At 63.7% G+C, this 19822-nt stretch carries 19 protein-coding genes and 1 tRNA gene; 7 read left to right on the plus strand and 13 right to left on the minus strand.

Features of this window, described 5'->3' with window-relative positions; translation table 11 throughout:
• Positions 1–17: 17 nt before the first annotated feature.
• Both rpoB and ACPJW8_RS13800 read right to left on the minus strand, forming a co-directional pair.
• Positions 18–3536 (minus strand): DNA-directed RNA polymerase subunit beta, encoded by a 3519-nt coding sequence (gene rpoB / locus ACPJW8_RS13795; RefSeq protein ID WP_330187426.1) that lies wholly within the window; start codon positions 3534–3536, stop codon positions 18–20.
• A gap of 319 nt (positions 3537–3855) precedes the next feature.
• Positions 3856–4365, minus strand: coding sequence for a hypothetical protein (locus ACPJW8_RS13800; RefSeq protein WP_330187425.1), 510 nt, complete (start codon positions 4363–4365; stop codon positions 3856–3858).
• A 144-nt stretch (positions 4366–4509) separates the two neighbouring features.
• Between ACPJW8_RS13800 and ACPJW8_RS13805 the strand changes: the two genes are divergently transcribed.
• Together ACPJW8_RS13805 and ACPJW8_RS13810 are read left to right on the plus strand one after the other, a co-directional pair.
• Positions 4510–5703, plus strand: coding sequence for an acetyl-CoA C-acetyltransferase (locus ACPJW8_RS13805; RefSeq protein ID WP_330187424.1), 1194 nt, complete (start codon positions 4510–4512; stop codon positions 5701–5703).
• Positions 5703–6209, plus strand: a complete 507-nt coding sequence (locus tag ACPJW8_RS13810) for an aminoacyl-tRNA deacylase (protein WP_425256350.1) — start codon at positions 5703–5705, stop codon at positions 6207–6209. Before ACPJW8_RS13805 ends, ACPJW8_RS13810 begins: the two co-directional genes overlap by 1 nt.
• A gap of 89 nt (positions 6210–6298) precedes the next feature.
• On the opposite strand, the gene rplL is transcribed toward ACPJW8_RS13810, so the two are convergent.
• The 9 genes from rplL to ACPJW8_RS13855 all read right to left on the minus strand — a co-directional run bounded on the left by rplL (position 6299) and on the right by ACPJW8_RS13855 (position 12793).
• Positions 6299–6676 carry a 50S ribosomal protein L7/L12 gene (gene rplL, locus ACPJW8_RS13815; RefSeq protein WP_330187423.1) on the minus strand — a complete coding sequence of 126 codons (378 nt, stop codon included), beginning with the start codon at positions 6674–6676 and terminating at the stop codon, positions 6299–6301.
• A 77-nt stretch (positions 6677–6753) separates the two neighbouring features.
• Positions 6754–7332: a 50S ribosomal protein L10 gene (gene rplJ / locus ACPJW8_RS13820; RefSeq protein WP_330187422.1), complete on the minus strand. Its 579-nt coding sequence runs from the start codon at positions 7330–7332 to the stop codon at positions 6754–6756.
• A 298-nt stretch (positions 7333–7630) separates the two neighbouring features.
• Positions 7631–8761 (minus strand): GNAT family N-acetyltransferase, encoded by a 1131-nt coding sequence (locus ACPJW8_RS13825; protein ID WP_330187488.1) that lies wholly within the window; start codon positions 8759–8761, stop codon positions 7631–7633.
• A gap of 5 nt (positions 8762–8766) precedes the next feature.
• Positions 8767–9858, minus strand: a complete 1092-nt coding sequence (locus ACPJW8_RS13830) for a GNAT family N-acetyltransferase (protein WP_330187421.1) — start codon at positions 9856–9858, stop codon at positions 8767–8769.
• Positions 9859–10013: 155 nt separating this feature from the next.
• Positions 10014–10721 carry a 50S ribosomal protein L1 gene (gene rplA, locus ACPJW8_RS13835; protein ID WP_330187420.1) on the minus strand — a complete coding sequence of 236 codons (708 nt, stop codon included), beginning with the start codon at positions 10719–10721 and terminating at the stop codon, positions 10014–10016.
• Between the two features lie 139 nt (positions 10722–10860).
• On the minus strand, positions 10861–11292 hold the full coding sequence (gene rplK / locus ACPJW8_RS13840) for a 50S ribosomal protein L11 (RefSeq protein WP_330187419.1): 432 nt from the start codon (positions 11290–11292) through the stop codon (positions 10861–10863).
• Positions 11293–11422: 130 nt separating this feature from the next.
• The gene (nusG, locus tag ACPJW8_RS13845) at positions 11423–12253 is read right to left on the minus strand and encodes a transcription termination/antitermination protein NusG (protein WP_330187418.1); all 831 of its coding nucleotides are present in this window, start codon (positions 12251–12253) and stop codon (positions 11423–11425) included.
• Positions 12254–12364: 111 nt separating this feature from the next.
• The gene (gene secE, locus ACPJW8_RS13850; RefSeq protein ID WP_330187417.1) at positions 12365–12625 is read right to left on the minus strand and encodes a preprotein translocase subunit SecE; all 261 of its coding nucleotides are present in this window, start codon (positions 12623–12625) and stop codon (positions 12365–12367) included.
• Positions 12626–12720: 95 nt separating this feature from the next.
• Positions 12721–12793 (minus strand) — tRNA-Trp (locus ACPJW8_RS13855).
• A 358-nt stretch (positions 12794–13151) separates the two neighbouring features.
• Here ACPJW8_RS13855 and ACPJW8_RS13860 point away from each other — a divergent pair.
• Positions 13152–14369, plus strand: a complete 1218-nt coding sequence (locus tag ACPJW8_RS13860) for a pyridoxal phosphate-dependent aminotransferase (protein WP_330187416.1) — start codon at positions 13152–13154, stop codon at positions 14367–14369.
• Between the two features lie 76 nt (positions 14370–14445).
• Here ACPJW8_RS13860 and ACPJW8_RS13865 read toward each other — a convergent pair whose 3' ends face one another.
• Both ACPJW8_RS13865 and ACPJW8_RS13870 read right to left on the minus strand, forming a co-directional pair.
• Entirely contained in the window at positions 14446–15099 is a 654-nt protein-coding gene (locus tag ACPJW8_RS13865) for a response regulator transcription factor (protein ID WP_330187415.1), read from the minus strand.
• On the minus strand, positions 15096–16355 hold the full coding sequence (locus ACPJW8_RS13870) for a PspC domain-containing protein (protein ID WP_330187414.1): 1260 nt from the start codon (positions 16353–16355) through the stop codon (positions 15096–15098). Before ACPJW8_RS13870 ends, ACPJW8_RS13865 begins: the two co-directional genes overlap by 4 nt.
• A gap of 124 nt (positions 16356–16479) precedes the next feature.
• Here ACPJW8_RS13870 and ACPJW8_RS13875 point away from each other — a divergent pair, with 124 nt between their 5' ends.
• From ACPJW8_RS13875 to ACPJW8_RS13890, 4 genes are all read left to right on the plus strand, one after another.
• Complete coding sequence (locus ACPJW8_RS13875) at positions 16480–18075, plus strand: PspC domain-containing protein (RefSeq protein ID WP_330187413.1); 1596 nt, start codon at positions 16480–16482, stop codon at positions 18073–18075.
• Position 18076: 1 nt separating this feature from the next.
• A complete protein-coding gene (locus ACPJW8_RS13880; RefSeq protein ID WP_330187412.1) occupies positions 18077–18355 on the plus strand; it encodes a hypothetical protein in 279 nt (92 codons plus the stop codon).
• A gap of 3 nt (positions 18356–18358) precedes the next feature.
• Complete coding sequence (locus ACPJW8_RS13885; RefSeq protein ID WP_330187411.1) at positions 18359–18613, plus strand: PspC domain-containing protein; 255 nt, start codon at positions 18359–18361, stop codon at positions 18611–18613.
• Positions 18614–18794: 181 nt separating this feature from the next.
• On the plus strand, positions 18795–19817 hold the full coding sequence (locus ACPJW8_RS13890; protein WP_330187410.1) for an ATP-dependent 6-phosphofructokinase: 1023 nt from the start codon (positions 18795–18797) through the stop codon (positions 19815–19817).
• Positions 19818–19822: the final 5 nt, after the last annotated feature.

Raw genomic sequence — 19822 nt, forward strand, 5'->3', positions numbered from 1 at the left:
CCGTCGAACACTTGCCTCTAAACCTCTTCTACGGAGCTGGGCTCTGCACGAGACAGGTCGATGCCCAGTTCTTCCGCAGCCGTGAAGACTGCGTCATCAGAGTCACGCATTTCAATTGTGGTTCCGTCCGTGGAAAGTACTTCCACGTTCAGGCACAGCGACTGCATTTCCTTGATCAAGACCTTGAAGGACTCAGGAACGCCCGGTTCGGGGATGTTCTCGCCCTTGACGATCGCTTCGTAGACCTTCACACGACCGTGGATGTCATCCGACTTGATCGTGAGGAGTTCCTGGAGCGTGTAGGCGGCGCCGTAAGCTTCGAGCGCCCACACTTCCATTTCACCGAAGCGCTGGCCACCGAACTGTGCCTTACCACCCAGCGGCTGCTGCGTGATCATGGAGTACGGGCCGGTGGAGCGTGCGTGGATCTTGTCGTCCACCAGGTGGTGGAGCTTCAGGATGTACATGTAGCCGACCGAGATCGGATCCGGGAACGGCTCGCCGGAGCGGCCGTCAAACAGACGGGTCTTGCCGGAAGAGTTGATCAGGCGGTCGCCGTCACGGGTCACGTTGGTCGAGTCGAGCAGACCGGTGATTTCCTCTTCGCGGGCACCATCGAACACAGGCGTTGCAACGGTGGTGGGACCGGACTCGCGGGGCAGGTTGGGCAGCTGCTTGACCCACTCCGGCTCGCCTTCGATCTTCCAACCGGTCTTGGCAACCCACCCAAGGTGCGTTTCCAGGACCTGGCCGACGTTCATACGGCCCGGAACACCCAGCGGGTTCAGGACGATGTCCACCGGGGTGCCGTCTGCAAGGAAGGGCATGTCCTCCACGGGAAGGATCTTGGAGATAACACCCTTGTTGCCGTGACGGCCGGCGAGCTTGTCGCCGTCGGTGATCTTGCGCTTGGCTGCAACGTACACGCGGACCAGCTGGTTCACGCCCGGGGGCAGTTCGTCGTCGTTGTCGCGGTCAAAGACGCGGACACCGATGACGGTGCCGGACTCGCCGTGGGGAACCTTCAGGGAGGTGTCGCGCACTTCGCGGGACTTCTCACCGAAGATGGCACGGAGCAGGCGCTCTTCCGGGGTCAGTTCGGTCTCGCCCTTGGGAGTGACCTTTCCAACCAGGATGTCGCCGGCTTCAACCTCAGCACCGATGTGGATGATGCCGCGCTCGTCCAGGCCTGCCAGGACTTCCTCGGACACGTTGGGGATGTCACGGGTGATTTCCTCGGCACCAAGCTTGGTGTCGCGGGCATCGATCTCGTGCTCCTCGATGTGGATGGAGGAAAGAACGTCCTCGGCAACAATGCGCTGCGAGAGGATGATGGCGTCCTCGAAGTTGTGGCCTTCCCATGACATGAATGCCACGAGCAGGTTCTTACCGAGGGCCAGTTCGCCCTGGTCCGTTGCCGGTCCGTCAGCGATGATGCCGCCGACTTCCAGGCGCTGGCCTTCGTTGACAAGAACGCGGTGGTTGTAGCAGTTGCCCTGGTTGGAGCGTGCGAACTTGTTGATGCGGTAGTTGGTTTCCGTGCCGTCATCGTTGAGCATGATGACCAGCTCGGCGGAGACCTCGGTGACCACGCCGGGCTTCTTCGCGATGACAACGTCACCGGCGTCGACAGCTGCTGCGCGCTCCATGCCGGTGCCCACAACGGGAGCCTCGGAACGGACCAGCGGCACGGCCTGGCGCTGCATGTTGGCACCCATGAGTGCGCGGTTTGCATCGTCATGCTCGAGGAACGGGATCAGGGCGGTTGCCACGGACACCATCTGGCGCGGGGAAACGTCCATGAACTCGACGTCGGCAGCCGGGACGAGCACGGGCTCTCCCCCACCACCACGGGCACGGACCAGGACGGTCTCTTCCGCGAACTTCTTGTTCGCGTCCAGCGGCGCGTTGGCCTGGGCGATCAGGACTTCGGCCTCGTCGTCAGCAGTCAGGTACTGGACGTCGTCAGAAACAACGCCGTCCTTGACCAGGCGGTACGGGGTCTCGATGAAACCGAACGGGTTGATGCGGCCGTAGGAAGCCAGCGAACCGATGAGGCCGATGTTCGGGCCTTCAGGGGTTTCGATGGGGCACATACGTCCGTAGTGGGACGGGTGAACGTCACGGACTTCCATGCCGGCGCGGTCACGGGACAGACCACCGGGGCCAAGGGCCGACAGGCGGCGCTTGTGGGTCAGGCCCGAGAGCGGGTTGTTCTGGTCCATGAACTGCGACAGCTGGGACGTTCCGAAGAACTCCTTGATCGCGGCAACCACGGGGCGGATGTTGATCAGGGTCTGCGGCGTGATCGCCTCGACGTCCTGGGTGGTCATACGCTCGCGGACAACGCGCTCCATACGGGACAGGCCCGTGCGGACCTGGTTCTCGATGAGCTCGCCGACGGCGCGGATACGGCGGTTGCCGAAGTGGTCGATGTCATCGATTTCGACGCGGAGCTCGTGGTCCTGGCCATCGCGCTTGCCCATGAGGGTCTTCTCACCGGCGTGCAGGGCAACCAGGAACTTGATCATCGCAACGATGTCTTCGACGTGCAGGACCGAAGCTTCCTTGTCTCCAAGGGAGCGGTCGATGCCCAGCTTGCGGTTGATCTTGTAACGGCCAACCTTGGCCAGATCGTAGCGCTTGGGTTCGAAGTACAGGTTGCGAAGCAGAGCCTCTGCTGCCTCTACTGTGGGGGGCTCGCCCGGACGAAGCTTGCGGTAGATGTCCAGCAGGGCATCCTCGCGGGTTTCGGTGGCGTCCTTCTCCAGGGTGGCGCGCATGGAGTCGTACTGGCCGAATTCCTCAAGGATCTGGCCTTCGGTCCAGCCGAGGGCCTTCAGCAGTACGGTGACGGACTGCTTGCGCTTGCGGTCGAGGCGGACGCCGACCTGGTCGCGCTTATCGATTTCGAGTTCAAACCATGCACCGCGGGACGGGATGATCTTGGCAGTGAAGATGTCCTTGTCGCTGGTCTTGTCAGCGGTGCGCTCAAAGTAGGCGCCCGGCGAACGGACCAGCTGCGAGACGACGACACGCTCGGTGCCGTTGACGACGAAGGTGCCCTTCTCGGTCATCAGCGGGAAGTCGCCCATGAACACGGTCTGCTGCTTGATTTCGCCCGTGTTGTTGTTCATGAACTCGGCCTTGACGTACAGCGGTGCCGAGTACGTTGCGTCCCGGTCCTTGCACTCAGCCATGGTGTACTTCGGATCAGCGAACTCCGGATCGGAGAAGCTCAGGGACATGGTGCCCTGGAAGTCCTCGATCGGGGAGATCTCTTCGAAGATGTCCGACAGACCCGACGTGGTGGCGACGCTGAGATCGTTTTCTTCAACGGCCTTGGCTACGCGTGCCTGCCAGCGTTCGTTACCGACCAGCCAGTCAAAGCTGTCCGTCTGCAGGGCAAGGAGATTCGGAACGTCAAGGGGTTCGTGAATCTTCGCGAATGAGAGCCGGCGAGTGGCACCATCAGTGCTGTTTGAATCGATAGCGGTAGCAGTGTTATTTACATTAGAGGTGCTCGAGGCGACCAAGAGGGATCCTTCCACAGACCTTCAGGCGTTTTCAGATCTCCCCCGTTGTGCACCTTTGGAGTGACTCCGCAGTGCTACCTTTCCGGTTCCGCTATATGACCCGGAGACCTGGTGCCGGTCCAACGCCTTGTTACGGGCGCGTTAATTGACCGGCTGCTAGGCTAAGCCCACCGCTATATGAAGGCTGAAGGTAAACAGGGAAGACGCAAATATCCACAATACGGCAAACCCGCGTCCGTGTCTACCCCACATCCCCCGTTATTGCAAGCACCCCTTTCCAGGGCCGTTTCCTGCCGGATTTCAGCACTGACGGCTAGTGTCAGAGCCGCAGCGTGACGCCCTCCGCGCTGCAGGTTGAAGAATTGGCGAAGACGGCATCGCTGACAGCCTTGCGCGATTCCTCCGACGGCGATCCCCCGTTTTCCGTGGCGGTGGCGTGGTCCAGGGCCAGGACCCCAAGCGACGCGAACAGTCCCTTGAGATCCCCGGAGACCTGCTCTCCCAGCTCATCTGCCTTGAGGTAAACGTCCTCGTAGGCGTTGGCGTCAGTGCCTTTGTTGGCCGCGTACTCGGCAAAGAGGGTGTTGAACTCCTCGCAGGCCTCCTTGGCAGGCAGCGTTCCGGCGTCAGCCGTGGAAGTGGAGTCCGCCTCCCCGGTGCTGGTGCCGGAGGGGGTTTCGGTCGCGGTTTCGAATTCCGACGCCGTCTCCTCCGGGGTTGCAGCCGGCTCCGGCGTGCTGACCGAGCAGGCGGTCATGGCGGCAACTCCGGCGACGGCGAGGCCCAGCAACAGCTTCTGCCTGAAGGTGGCGGTGTGGTCTGCGGTCATTGGCCTTGCTCCATCGTGGGTAGGGGAAAGTCGGTACCTACCCTACGCAAGCGCGGACCCCAACCGCACATTGGCGGGATGGGTAGTTCTCCCCTCCAGGCCGCGATAGCCTAGGCATACATTGAACCTGGACGGAAGACAGCCATGACCAATTCTGTAGACAACACTGACGTTGTCATCGTTTCAGCGGCCCGCACGCCGCAAGGAAAATTGAACGGCCAGCTTGCCGGTTTCACCGCCGTCGAGCTCGGTGCCCACGCAATCAAGGGCGCCCTGGCGGCCGGAGGGGTCCGGCCTGACCAGGTTGACGCCATCATCATGGGCCAGGTCCTCCAGGCCGGCGCCGGCCAGAATCCGGCCCGCCAGAGCTCCATTGGCGCTGGGATCGGCTGGGATGTTCCCGCCGTCACCATCAACAAGGTGTGCCTTTCCGGCCTCACCGCGGTGATCGATGCCGCGCGGATGATCCGCAGCGGAGACGCAGAGGTTGTGGTGGCCGGCGGCCAGGAATCCATGACCAGGGCTCCGCACCTGCTGCCCGGTTCGCGGCAGGGCTGGACCTACGGCGCCATCCAGGCGCTGGATGTGGCTGCCCACGATGGACTGACCGATGCATTCGATGGCCAGTCCATGGGCCTTTCCACAGAGAGCGGCAACATCTCCCGGGGAATCGACAGGACCTCCCAGGACGAAGTAGCCGCTGCCTCCCACCAGCGGGCTGCCGGGGCCGGGGACGTGTTCGCAGAGGAGATCTCCCCCATCAGCGTCAAGCAGCGCAAGGGCGATCCGATCCTGGTAGCAACTGACGAGGGCATCCGCCCGCAAACCACCGTTGACACGCTGGCCGGACTCCGCGCCGCGTTCGTTACGGACGGCACCATCACCGCCGGCAACTCTTCACCGCTTTCCGACGGCGCCTCCGCCCTTGTGCTGACCTCCCGTGCCACGGCGGAAGCGAACGGCTGGGACTACCTGGCAGTTGTTGGCAAGCCGGGCCAGGTGGCAGGACCTGACAATTCGCTGCACTCACAGCCCGCCAACGCCATCCAGAACGCACTGGACAAGGCAGGCTGGACCACCTCGGACCTGGACTTCGTGGAAATCAACGAGGCCTTCGGTTCAGTGGCAGTGCAGTCGCTCCGGGACCTGAAGCTAACGCTGGAACAGTGCAACCTCCACGGCGGCGCCATTGCCCTGGGCCACCCCATCGGCGCATCGGGCGCCCGCCTGGCCCTGCATGCCGCGTTCGAACTCAAGCGCCGCGGCACCGGCAAGGCAGCTGTTTCCCTCTGCGGCGGTGGCGGCCAGGGCGAGGCCCTGCTGCTGTACCGCGACTGATGGGCAACGCAGAGCTGATGGGTGACGGGGAACTTGCGCCGGCAGGACGCGAGCGTTTCCTCGCCGGTGCCCGCGCCCATGGCCTGGACGTGGAGCTCGTGGAAAGGAAAGCAGCCCGGAGCCTGCAGGAGGCGGCGCAGATCCTGGGGATCCCGCCGTCGGACATTGTGAAGTCCCTGGTGGTCAAGCACAAGGACGGCACGTTCCTCTTCGCGCTGATCCCCGGTGACCGGCAGATCTCCTGGCCCAAGCTCCGGGCCCTGGTGGGCGTCAACAAACTGTCGCTGCCGCCGGCTGATGCCGCGTTCGAAGCCACGGGCTACGAACGGGGCACCATCACCCCACTGGGAAGCAGTACGGCCTGGCCGGTCTACGCGGACGCCGCCATGACGGGCCACCGGATCTCCATGGGTGCCGGCGAACACGGCGTCAGCGCGTTTGTGGACTCTGACGCCCTGATCAAGGCGCTGGGCGCCACGGTGGCGGACATTTCAGATCCGGAGTAGGCCGGCACAATTCCAGGGCTTAAACGCAGGAAACCCCGCCCACCAGGTGGACGGGGTTTCCTTCGTTGCTTAGAGCAAGGAGGCGTCTGCTACTTGAGGGTAACGGTGGCGCCTGCAGCCTCGAGCTGCTCCTTGGCCTTCTCAGCGGCTTCCTTGTTGGCGCCTTCGAGAACTGCCTTCGGTGCGCTGTCAACCAGGTCCTTGGCTTCCTTGAGGCCCAGGGAGGTGATGGCGCGAACTTCCTTGATCACTGCGATCTTCTTGTCGCCAGCAGATTCGAGGACGACGTCGAAGTCGGTCTTCTCTTCAGCTTCTTCTGCAGCGCCGCCGGCAGCGGGGCCAGCAACAGCAACAGCAGCAGCGGTAACTTCGAAGGTCTCTTCGAAGAGCTTGACGAACTCGGAGAGCTCGATGATGGTCAGTTCCTTGAAAGCTTCAATGAGCTCTTCGTTGGTGAGCTTCGCCATGGTTGGCGTCCTTCCTTTAGTGGTGACATGCGGCCCGGAGGCCTCACGCACCGGAGTCTGTTGGGTGGAAGAGAAAATCAGTTCTCTTCGGCTGCAGGAGCTTCAGCCGGAGCTTCAGCTTCTGCGGGGGCTTCTTCAGCGGCGGGAGCCTCGGCAGCTGCCGGTGCACCGCTCTCTTCTTCAAGCTTGAGGCGCAGTGCGTCAATGATGCGTGCAGCGGCGGCAGCAGGAGCCTTGAGGATGCCTGCAACCTTGGCGAGCTGCAGCTCGCGGGACTCGAGTGCTGCCAGGGCAGCAACTTCGCTGGCGTTCAGTGCCTTGCCCTCGAAGTAACCGGTCTTGATAACCAGCTGCTTGTTGGCCTTGGCAAAATCCGTCAGGCTCTTGGCAGCTGCAACGGCGTCACCCTTGATGAACGCGATTGCAGTGGGGCCGGAGAGCTGGTCGTTGAAAGCTTCAACGCCTGCTTCCTTGGCTGCAATTGCGGTCAGGGTGTTCTTGACGACCGAGAACTTGGTGTCCTGGCCGAGAGAAACACGCAGCTGCTTGAGCTGTGCAACGGTGAGCCCACGGTATTCGGTCAGGACAGCGGCGTTCGATTCCTTGAAATCGTTAGTGATCTCAGCTACTGCTGAAACCTTGGTAGGCGTTGCCATAACCCTCCTTCCGGGGATAGTGCCGGTATTCGACGGTCCCCGCTCAGAAGAGCTAAAACTAAAAACGCCCCGCGCAGATGCACGGGGCTGGACTCAACGCGGGACAAACCCGCGGAGTTTTGCTTCGTTCACCTGCGCCGGCCGCCCTGCGTTGAGGGGCCTTCGTCTGGAGAGCCACTGCATCCCTGGCGCACAACTGCAGAAGTGAGTTGAACTTCAGGGAGTGGATTTCCAACAACCGACGGTCTTTGGTAGTTCAAGCTTACGGGACAGGCCGGGCAACAACCAAATCAGCGCATCAGCTGGTGCTGGGCCCCAGGCGCGGCAGCTCCTTCAGCCAGATCCCCGTCACGCCGGCAGTGGTAAAGCCAAGCTGCCGGTTGACGGTCAGGAGGTACCTGTTTTCCGGCGCGTTCCAGGTGTAGATGATCCGGGCGTCCGGGAACTGTTCCTCCAGGCGGACCATGTTGGCAACCTTGATCAGCAGGCCCAGCTTGTGCCCGCGGTGCGCCTGGGACACCGTGGTGTCGTCCTGGAAGACGATGTCCGGCCGATGCGCCAGGACCGTAATGGTGGTCAGCCCCACCAGTGCACCGGTAGCGATTTCCTCGACGGCGGTGACAACTGTCCTCCTGCCCTGCGCAATGGCGACCTCTTCAGCCTCACGCAACATGCCGCCGTCGAACACCAGGTCCTGTTCCACGGCTCCCTGGAGATCGTCATCCAGATCAGCGCCGGCCTGGTTCTCCAGCAGGACCACAGCCTCCAGCCACTCGTCAGGGCAACGGTCCGTCCAATGGTGCAGCCTGTACCGTCCGGCATTGGCTTCTTCGGCTTCAGCCGTGAGATCCGCGATCAGTTTTGTGTCCAAGGGCAGCAGGCAGGAGCTGAACTGCTCAATGTGCTCAAGCGTGTAGCCGGTGCGCCGGGCGAAGTCCACCTCGCGGCTCTCCAGCGGCACAAACCCCTGACCGGACTCAGGCACCAGCTGGCCCCGGGCGAACTCATCTAAGGTGGCCCCGGGATGGTTGGTGTCCACCAGGATGCGGGTGCGGCCCTCGCTCTTGGCGAAGTGCTCGGCGGCCTCCAGCAGCCTGCGGCCCACTCCCCTGCGCTGAAACTCCGGCAGGATGTCCAGGGTGAACTCGGCAACGTCCATGTCTTCAATGAGCGGCAAGGCAATGTCAACCGTCCCGACGATTTCGCCGTTGATCCTGGCCACCAGGATGACCTGGCGTTCGTAGGGATCCGCCAGCTCCAACAGTTTTTCCTGCGGCGTATAGGCGAGGTCGTCACTGCCCCACGTCTGCATCCGGACCTTGCGGCCCACCTCGATGGCGGCAAGGAAATCCGCTGCGTCCTTTGCCTCCGGGGAGTCCGGAATCCAAAGCTGCTCTACCTGTATGTCATCTGCTATGTCATCTGCCATGGAACTCATTTCAGCCGTTTTTGCCACTCACCCTGATACCCAGCTGCCCTGAATCCAAGCGCCACGTTGATGGCCAGCATATGCCGGTTCTCCGCCGCGTTCCATGTCAACACGTGCCACGCCGCGGGCCACTCGTGTGTTGCCCTGCGAAGGTTGGCGATCTTCAGGCGCATTCCCAGGTTCCGGCCGCGGTGTTCGGAAACCACAAGGGTGTCCTGCTGGAAAGCTGTCCTGGTGCCGGGCCGCCAGTTCAATTCCGTATAAGCCACCAGCTGCCCCGTCTCAGGCGCCCGGGCCGCGGTGAGTATCGATTCATAGCCGCTGGCAGCCAAACGCGCTTCCTCACGGCGGACCCGTTCGGCGTCCCAGTCTTCCTCTTCCCAGTCCATTCCCGCGATGGGAACCGAGGTACTCATGCGCCTCTTGAGCGCCGCGAAATCCTCCACCAGCTCCTCCGGACACTGCCCCTGCCACCAGGCCAGCCCGTAGTTTGACGCAGCCGGAACCAGCGCCGTTTCCAGCTCCGCCAGCCTGGGTTCAATTCCCGCAAGGTCCAGGCGGCTGGACCTTTCCACCTGTTCCAGCTGATACCCGGAAGCCGCGGCGAACGCAATGGCCGGCACGGACAACGGCAAGGCCCCCGCACCGGACTTTGCGGGCAAGAGGTCGGTGGCGCCGTCGAGCATTCCGGCTGGAATCTCCACGTAGCCATCCAAGGACGTGCGGCCCTTCGCTGTGGCCGCCTGCTCCGCAAACTCCAGGAGGGCAGTGCCAATACCCCGACGGCGGAACGGCTTGGCGACCAGCACCTGGATTCCAGCGGTTGCCGTGTTCTCACGGAGCGGAAGCTCAACCCAACAGGCGCCCACGGGTTCGCCGTCCAGCCTGGCAAGGAACAACCGCCTCTCCTCATACGGCGTGCCCTGCCAGTGCACCAGGCTTTCCTGCCGGGTTGGGCAGCGGTCAAGGTCACCCCAGCGTTCCAGCTCCACCGCCTCGCGGAGGGCCTGGTACGCCTCGAAGTCCTGCGGCGGGCGGCCGGCAGCGGAAGGAATGGCGACGGCGGCGATGTCCAGGCGGCCCTTCAACGTGCTCACCACGCCAGCGTATGCCCGGGCGTATCTGCAGAACACCTTCTTATGGAGTTTTCCCTACCGGATACGGGGATGATTTCTCCACAAGCCGGGGATTTACCGGTTAAACAGCAAACCCGCCCGGGAATCCCGGGCGGGTTTGCTGGTGTCCGAAAAGCTTACGCTTCGGTGAGGACCTTGGTGACGTTCGGGTCCACGGAGATGCCGGGGCCGAACGTGGTGGCGACGGTAGCCTTCTGGATGTAGCGGCCCTTGGAAGCGGACGGCTTCAGGCGAAGCACCTCTTCCAGTGCTGCTGCGTAGTTCTCGGCCAGCTTGACGGCGTCGAAGGACACCTTGCCGATGATGAAGTGAAGGTTGGAGTGCTTGTCGACGCGGAAGTCGATCTTGCCACCCTTGATGTCGTTGACAGCCTTCGCGACATCAGCCGTGACGGTGCCGGTCTTGGGGTTCGGCATCAGGTTACGCGGACCCAGGACCTTACCGAGGCGGCCAACCTTGCCCATGAGGTCAGGGGTGGCAACGGCGGCGTCGAAGTCGGTCCAGCCGGCTGCGATCTTTTCGATCAGGTCATCGGAACCAACGAAGTCGGCGCCGGCAGCGATTGCTGCTTCTGCCTTGTCGCCGTTCGCGAACACCAGGACGCGGGCGGTCTTGCCCGTGCCGTGGGGGAGGTTGACCGTGCCGCGGACCATCTGGTCAGCCTTGCGGGGGTCAACGCCCAGACGGAACGCAACCTCTACAGTGGCGTCGAACTTGGACGGGTTGGTGTCCTTGGCGAGGTTGATGGCCTCGAACGGGGCGTAGACCTTGTCTGCCCCGATCTTGGCGGCTGCTGCCTCATATGCTTTGCTGCGCTTTGCCATGCTGCTTATTTCTCCTTGTGCAGTTGTGGTCTGCGGACCGCGCTGGGCCCTGCCACAGTCGGTGAGCGGGCTCGTTATCCGTGCCCGGTTCCCAACATTTGAATTTCGGTGGTGCCGGTTTCCCGGCGGGTGAAGGCTATTAGCCTTCTACGGTGATACCCATGGAGCGGGCGGTACCGGCGATGATCTTCGCTGCACCCTCGAGGCTGGTGGCGTTGAGGTCTTCCATCTTGGTGGAAGCGATCTCGTTGACCTGTGCCTGGGTGAGCTTTGCAACCTTGACCGTGTGCGGGGTGGGGGAACCCTTGGCTACGCCTGCAGCCTTCTTGATGAGTTCCGCAGCCGGCGGGGTCTTGGTGATGAACGTGAATGAACGGTCCTCGTAGACAGTGATTTCCACGGGGATGACGTTGCCGCGCTGGGATTCCGTTGCAGCGTTGTACGCCTTGCAGAATTCCATGATGTTGACACCGTGCTGGCCAAGCGCAGGACCGATCGGCGGGGCCGGGTTAGCGGCACCTGCCTGGATCTGCAGCTTGATGAGGCCGGTGACCTTCTTCTTGGGAGCCAATGTAGGGTCCTTCTCTCAATAACGTCCTGGGGCACAGGAGCGTGCCTCAGGTTTTTGGCCGCCATGGCGAGGCGGCCGGCCGTTCCGCACCTGCTAAGCGGGCAGGTGCGAAACGAATTCTGTGATGGAACTAGATCTTGCTGACCTGGTTGAATGCCAGGGTGACCGGGGTTTCGCGTTCGAAGATGGACACGAGGACCACGAGGGTCTGGGATTCGACCTTGATCTCGGAGATCGTGGCGGGGAGGGTCTCGAAGGGGCCCTCCTTGACGATGACGGACTCGCCAACTTCGAAGTCGACGTCCACGGGAGCCTGGTTCTGCTTGTTGACCGGCTTGCCCTTCTCAGCCTGCTCTTCTTCGAAGACCGGGGCGAGCATGGAGAAGACTTCATCCAGGCGCAGCGGCACCGGGTTGTGGGCGTTGCCCACGAAGCCCGTAACACCGGGAGTGTGACGGACGGCGCCCCACGAAGCGTCCGTCAGGTCCATGCGGACCAGCACGTAGCCGGGGATGCGGACGCGGTTGATGATCTTGCGCTGGGCGTTCTTGATCTCAACGACTTCTTCCATGGGCACCTGGATTTCGAAGATGTAATCTTCCATGTCCAGTGTCTGGATGCGGGTCTCAAGGTTTGCCTTGACGCGGTTTTCGTAGCCGGCGTAGGAGTGGATGACATACCAGTCACCCTCCTGGCGGCGGAGCTTGGCCTTGAATTCTTCAGCGGGATCGGCAGCAGCAGTCGCGGCAGCGGCGGCCAGTGCGTCGTCGCCGGCGGCAGCATCGGCGTCGTCGCCTTCCGCGGCCTCTGCGTCTTCGCCGTCAGCGTCCACCGTGTCTTCGCCAGCGGGCGCAGCAGACTCAGCCGCGGACTCATCACCGGCATCAGCCGCAGCCGCTGCTGTGTTGTCCGTGGACTCTTCCAGCTCAGTCCCGGTTACCTCGAGCTCCTGCTCAGACACTTGGTCTCCTGCTTCCTCATTGCTAAACATGCTATTTAAATGGCTCAATTCCACAGGCCGTCGTGAATTCCCCCTGTGCGGGAGGAACACGCAGCCTGCGGAGCTATAGCCCTACTGGTCCGTTGAACCCGAATTACCGAAAACCCAGCCGACGGCGGTTCCGAACCCGATATCCAGCAGGCTGACGATGACCATCATGATGGCCACGAATACCAGCACTACCACCGTGTAGTTGATCAGCTCCTTGCGGGTAGGAGAAACCACTTTCTTCAGTTCGCCAATTACCTGGCGGACAAAAAGAGCAATACGGGCGAAGAATCCAGCTTTCTTAGCCGGGCTGCCTTTGGAGCTGCCCGCAGCCGCTTCGGTCACCAGAGCCTCACTCTTCTTTGCGATGTCGGTTTACCCGGTCCGGAGCCGGACCATGTTGCTGCGCTCGTTCCGGCTACCCGCCGGAACAGCTTGCGCAGGGCAGACAGGACTCGAACCTGCAACCTGCGGTTTTGGAGACCGCTGCGCTACCAATTGCGCCACTACCCTATGGATCAAAAACACGTCAGGACGTGCGCCAGCCCAGAATTTTCCTGAACGTGGCGCAGGCAAATGACAAGGCGCAATGCATTGTCCGTGTTTTCAACACCGGTGAACCAGTCTACGCAAGAACTTGGCGTACGTCGAACCAGCACATGGCCGCGTGTTCCGCGGACCTTCTGCATGGGCCCGGAACACGCCTGGCTCCTGCTCCCGTGGCCCCGTCCAGACCCCGCCCCGGCACCGTTTCGCGCCGTTTCACAATTGGTCCGGAAGGGCCCGGCTTTCCCGCCGGACAGCATAGAGTAGAAGCCGAACCAATCCGCCAAATCAGCCATCGTGCTGCCAGTGACGAACGGACCCCGCCATGTCTGCCGCCCGTGTTTCCCAGCGAATCTCCGCCATCGCCGAATCTGCCACGCTCGCCGTGGATGCCAAGGCCAAGGCACTGAAGGCGGCCGGCAGGCCGGTTATTGGTTTTGGTGCAGGAGAGCCGGATTTCCCCACCCCGGACTACATCGTCAAGGCAGCCGTTGAGGCCGCCGGCCAGCCGAAGTACCACCGCTACTCCCCCGCCGGCGGACTTCCTGAGCTGAAGAAAGCCATTGCCGAGAAGACCCTGCGCGATTCCGGATACGCGGTTGACCCCGCCCAGGTGCTGGTGACCAATGGCGGCAAGCAGGCCGTCTACAACACCTTCGCCGCCCTGGTTGACCCGGGCGACGAAGTCATAGTTCCCAGCCCGTTCTGGACCACCTACCCGGAGGCCATCCGGCTGGCCGGCGGCGTGCCCGTAGACGTCTTCGCCGGACCCGAGCAGGACTACCTGGTCACCGTGGACCAGCTCGAAGCCGCCCTGACGGAACGCACCAAGATCCTGCTGTTCGTCTCGCCCTCCAACCCCACCGGCTCTGTGTACTCCCCTGAGCAGGTAGCGGAAATCGGCAAGTGGGCAGCCGCGAAAGGCCTCTGGGTTGTCACCGACGAAATCTACGAGCACCTGACCTACGACGGCGTCCCCTTCACTTCGATTGCCACAGCCGCGCCGGAACTGGGCGACAAGGTGGTCATCCTGAACGGTGTTGCCAAGACCTACGCCATGACCGGCTGGAGGGTTGGCTGGATGATCGGCCCGTCGGACGTCATCAAGGCCGCAACCAACCTCCAGTCGCACGCCACGTCCAACGTCTCCAACATCATGCAGGTTGCCGCGCTGGCAGCCGTTTCCGGTCCCCTGACCGCCGTCGACGAAATGAAGGTGGCCTTTGACCGCCGCCGCAAGGCCATTGTTGCCGGGCTGAACGCGATCGATGGCGTGGAGTGCCCCACACCCACGGGCGCCTTCTACGTCTACGCGGACGTGCGTGCCCTCCTGGGCAAGGAATTCCCGACGGCGGCCGGTTCCGCCACGCCGTCGACCTCCGCGGAACTTGCGGCACTGATCCTGGACGAGGTGGAGGTGGCAGTGGTTCCCGGCGAGGCATTCGGCCCCTCCGGCTACCTGCGCCTGTCCTACGCCTTGGGCGATGAAGACCTGGCCGAGGGCGTTCGCCGCCTTCAGGACTTCCTGGGCAAGGCACAGTAGGGCGCACGGGCGTAGATTCCCGGCCAACGGATCCCTCCGAACGCCCCGTCGCCGGAAGCGACGGGGCGTTTGGCGTCTAGAGGAGCCGGCGCTCGGCGGCCCACTTGGTGAGTTCATGGCGGCTGGAGAGCTGGAGCTTGCGGAGCACCGCTGACACGTGGGTTTCCACAGTCTTGATGCTGATGAACAGCTCCTTGGCCACTTCCTTGTAGCTGTACCCACGGGCGATCAGCCGCATGACTTCGAGTTCGCGGGCTGAAAGGCGGTCCAGTTCGTCGTCCGCGATGTCCGCCGGTGCCGTCCCGAACGCGTCCAGCACAAACCCGGCCAGCCGTGGCGAAAACACCGCGTCACCGCCCGCTACCCGGAAAACGGCGTTGGTGATTTCCGCCCCGGAAATCGTCTTGGTGACATAGCCGCGCGCCCCGGCGCGGATGACTGCGACCACGTCCTCTGCGGCGTCGGAAACGCTCAGCGCCAGGAACCTGGTGCTGCCGAGCAACGGGGCAGAGCCGGCAATCACCTCGCGTCCGCCGCCGCCTGTTCCGCCCGGAAGATGGACATCAAGGAGCACGACGTCGGGACGCGTCTGGGCAATAACGGCCACGGCCTGCTCGACCGTGGCGGCCTCGCCCACGACGTCGATCCCCTCGCCGAGGTCCGCTTTGAGCCCTGACCGGAAAATGGCGTGATCGTCCACGATGACCACGCGGGCTGATTGTTGTGTCATGGCCTTGCCTCCACATTCTCCGTACCGCCCGGCAAGCTCAGGCGGACTTCGGTGCCTTCATCTGAACTGGTGATCACGGCTTCGCCGCCGTGGCGCTTCATGCGGCCGATGATCGATTCGCGGACGCCCAGGCGGTCCGCCGGCAGGCTCTGGGGATCAAACCCCGGCCCGCGGTCCCGGACAAAGACTTCCGCGCCATCACCGGAAATTTCTGCGTAGACGGACACCGTGCCCCCACCATGGCGGGAGGCATTCAGCATCGCTTCGCGGGCCGCCTGGACCAGGGCGTCATGGCGTTCCGTCACCAGGACATCGCCCACGGATACGACGTCGACGGCGTTACCCAGCGCGTCCTCGACCTCTGCTGCCGCGGCCTTGATCCGCTCCGAGAGCTGGGCAGGATCCGCAGCGGCGTCCCGGTACAGCCAGCCGCGCAGCTCCCGTTCCTGGGCACGGGCCAGCCGGACGACGTCGTGCTCGTTGCCTGCGCGGCGCTGGATAAGGGCGAGGGTCTGCAGGACTGAATCATGCAGGTGCGCGGCAATCTCTGCCCGCTCAGTCTCGCGGATGCGGCCCGCCCGCTCAGCCTCAAGGTCGCTCCAGAACTTCAGGCCCCATGGCAGCAGCACCAGGGCTACACCACCCAGGACGGCGACGGAGGCCAGCAACGCCAGCCAGGTCTGTTCCCACGATCCGGATCCGGAAACCGTCACCAGGACGCCGGCCACCACCAGGGCAAGGCCCGCGGCCACGCGGACCCAGCCGCCTTGTTGCTTCGTCCCGGCCTTCTCCAGCAATCCGTTGCGCCGGTTCTCATCCAGCTGCATCCAGGCGATCGCGGCACCGCCGAGCACGGCCGCGGCGGGGATGATGGTGCCAAGCGGAACGTTTACGCCCAGCAACTGTGCAATTAGGATCCCTGCCACCAGCAGGAGGCCTGAGCCCAGGAGGATTTCCTTGCCGTAGGGGATGGTGGACCAGCCTTTTGCGCGGCCGCGGGGCTGGCTGACGGCGGGGGCTATGGGTGATGCGGGGCGGCGGGCAGTGCGGCGGGCGGCTTCATCGACAGTGGGGACCATTATCCAGAGCCAGGCATAGAAAACCACACCGGCCCCGCCGGCAACGGCCGCGAGCGCCATGGCGATCCGGACATTGCGCAGCGGCCAGCCCAGGTGCGAGGCAAGCCCTGAACACACCCCGGCGATCATGCGGTCGCCGCCACGGGTCAGCGGCGGGCGGAGCGGAAGGGTGGCCATGTTCCAATCCAAGCACGGATCAGGGCTCCCCGGACCGGAAACTGCACGAACCCGGGGGTCAGTCAGGGTCCATTCAGGGTGTCCCCCAGTAGAGCGGATCCGGCCTGCCCGGAAGGATTGAAGCATGAACACTCAGCACCCCACCCCGGAAGACCCTGCCGACGCCGGTTCACCGCAAGAGCCCGGCCCCCGCCCGTCCGAAGAACCTGATGCGGATTCCCACTCGGGTTCCGGTTCCAGTTCCGTCTCCGGTTCCGACACGCAGCCAACGATTCCGCTGCCCGGGCCCACACCCGGCCAGGACAGCGGACCCGCCGGGCCTCCTCCCCCTCCCCGGCCCATGCCGGCGGCTCCGCCCCAGGACTTCTTCGGCTGGATCCGCAGCCGCGGCATCCAGCGCGGACAGGACCGGTGGGTGGGCGGCGTCTCCAGCGGCATCGCTGCCCGGCTGGGCATAGACCCGATCATCGTCCGCGGACTCTTCATCGTCCTGACGCTCTTTGCCGGGATCGGCGTGCTGCTCTACGGCCTTGGCTGGGCCCTGCTGCCTGAACCCGACGGCCGCATCCACGTCCAGGAAGCCGGAGCAGGCCGATGGACAGGCGGCATGACAGGCGCACTGATCACCACACTCCTCGGGTTTGGCGGACTGGGTGGCGGCTTCTGGGGAGGCGACCGCGGACTGGGCGGCTTCCTCTGGGCCTGCTTCTGGCTGGGCCTCGTGGCCCTGGTGGTTTACCTGCTGGTTGACCGCGGCCGTCGACGCACAGCGGCAGCCGATATGGCCGGCGGAACTGCCGGCACCAACAGCTACAGCTCCGGATCGTACGCCGATGGAGCTTACGCCGGAGGATCATATGGCACAGGTCCTTATGGCACTGGCCCTTACGGCGCAGGGGCATACGGCGACGGAAGCTACGGCGCCGCCGCTTATGGGGCCGGGACCTCCACCGGGCCGGCCACCGGATCCACTGCCGCAGGTGCGGCGCCTTACGCAGCCCCCTATGGAACCACCTATGGACCCGCTGATGGTCCTGCCGGCCCAGGTTCATGCACACCACCCGTGCCGCCCGCCCGGCCCGCCAAGCCCCGGGCAACCGGGCCGGGAGCGCCGGCTGTTGCCATCGCTGCAGGAACAGCCCTGCTGGCGGGCGGCGGACTGAAGCTCCTGGATGCCGCCAACATCATCAACCTTGGCCAAGCGCCGAACGCGGTTGTCTGGGCCAGCGCGGCCGCCGTCATGGGTCTTGCGATCGTCATCGCCGGCTCCCGGGGACGGACATCAGGGCTCCTGGGCTTCTTCGCAGTGATTGCCCTCGTGGTGGGCGGGCTGTTCAGTGCAGCGCAGAACAGTGGCCGCTTCAACGTCGAAAATGTGTCGTGGAGTCCGTCCTCAGTCCAGGATGCAACGGCCGGGTTCGACGTCACGGGATCACGGGGAACTGTGGACCTGACCGACCTGGACCTTGACGCTCCCCTGCGTGCCGACGTCGTGGTTCCCCTGGACATCACAGCCAGCAACATCACGGTAATCATCCCCGATGACGTCCCCGTCAGGATCAGCGCGGACATGACCATGGGCAACATCCAGGAGCGCGGATCCGACCGCGGCGGGATCTCCACCCGGGAGAGCAGCTACAACACAGGACTTCCAGGCTCAGCCCTGGTGGTCAGCATCGATGGCACGTTCAGCAATGTGACCATCCAGGAAGGAAACTGACATGTCCACCACACAACCGGATCCGGTATACGGACACGAAAACGAAAGCACTGTAGAGCCCGACGGCGGCACTCCCCGCGGCCGCGTGGGAACCATTGTGTGGGGGCTGATGATCATCGCCCTCGCGGCACTCATTGCCATTTCGCAGCTGGGCATCATCACCCTGAACGGGACCTATGTCCTGGTGGGGCTGATGATCGGGGCCGGCGCCGCGCTGGTCATTGGCGGGACCATTTCCGCCCGGAAGCGTGACAACGGCACAACAACAGGGAAGTCTTGAACCATGGAGAAGTTTTTTAGCATTGTCAGGGGCCTCGGCCTGACCCGCGGACCGCAGCGCTGGCTGGGCGGTGTGCTCGGCGGGATCGCCGCGAAGCTCAACGTCGAAGTGGCCTATGTCCGGATCGCCTTCCTGCTGTTCTGCCTGCTCCCCGGCCCGGCCGTCATCTTCTACCTGGCGGCCTGGCTGGTCCTGCCGGATTCAAAAAACAACAGGATTGCCCTGGAATCCTTCCTGGACCGCCGCGCAGCCAGCTGAACCCAGTACCGCCCCGCACGCTGAACGGACCTCAACCGGCCGGTGGACATCACGTTCCACCGGCCGGTTTTCGTCATGTGATCACCGTTTGTGTCCTTCCCCACATTCGGCACTACAATCGAGGGCGAGCTCAGCGTGGCGCTCTGCCTGTATTCCTTCCAACCAGGATTGAGCCAGAGAAATGAAAATCGGAATCCTCACCAGCGGCGGCGACTGCCCGGGCCTTAACGCTGTCATCCGCGGCGCCGTGCTTAAGGGCATCATCCAGGGCCACGAATTCGTGGGCTTCCTCGATGGCTGGCGCGGCGTCGTCGAAGGCGATGTCATTGACATCCCCCGGACCATGGTGCGCGGCATCGCCAAGCAGGGTGGCACCATCCTGGGAACATCCCGGACCAACCCGTTCGAAAACGGCGGCGGCCCGGAAACCATCAAGGCCCACATGGACCGCATGGGCATTGACGCCATCATAGCCATCGGCGGCGAAGGAACCCTCGCTGCAGCCAAGCGGCTTACGGACGTCGGACTGAAAATCGTGGGCGTTCCGAAGACCGTGGACAACGACCTCGACGCCACCGACTACACCTTCGGGTTTGATACGGCCGTCCAGATCGCCACGGAGGCCATCGACCGACTGCGGACCACCGGCGAATCCCACCACCGCTGCATGATCGCCGAAGTCATGGGCCGCCACGTGGGTTGGATCGCCCTGCACGCCGGCATGGCTGCCGGTGCGCACGCCATCCTCATCCCGGAGAACAGCACCAGCATCGAGCAGATCTGCGAATGGGTCCAGGAGGCACACGACCGCGGCCGCGCGCCCCTGGTTGTTGTTGCCGAAGGGTTTGTCCTGGACTCCATGGAGACCCCGCATTCCGAGCGCGGCCTGGATACCTTCGGCCGTCCCCGCCTGGGCGGCATCGCCGAGCAGCTGGCCCCGGAAATCGAAGCCCGCACCGGAATCGAAACCCGGGCTACCATCCTTGGCCACATCCAGCGCGGCGGCGTCCCCTCGGCCTTCGACCGCGTCCTGGCCACCAGGCTGGGCATGGCAGCAGTGGACTCCGTGGTGGAAGAACGCTGGGGCACCATGGTCTCGCTGAACGGCACGGACATCGCCCACGTTGGCTTCGACCAGGCCCTGGGCAAGCTGAAGACCGTCCCCCAGCACCGCTACGACGAAGCCGCCGTCCTCTTCGGATAGTCGCT

Source organism: Pseudarthrobacter sp. J47 (genome assembly GCF_049810315.1).
Taxonomy (GTDB): domain Bacteria; phylum Actinomycetota; class Actinomycetes; order Actinomycetales; family Micrococcaceae; genus Arthrobacter.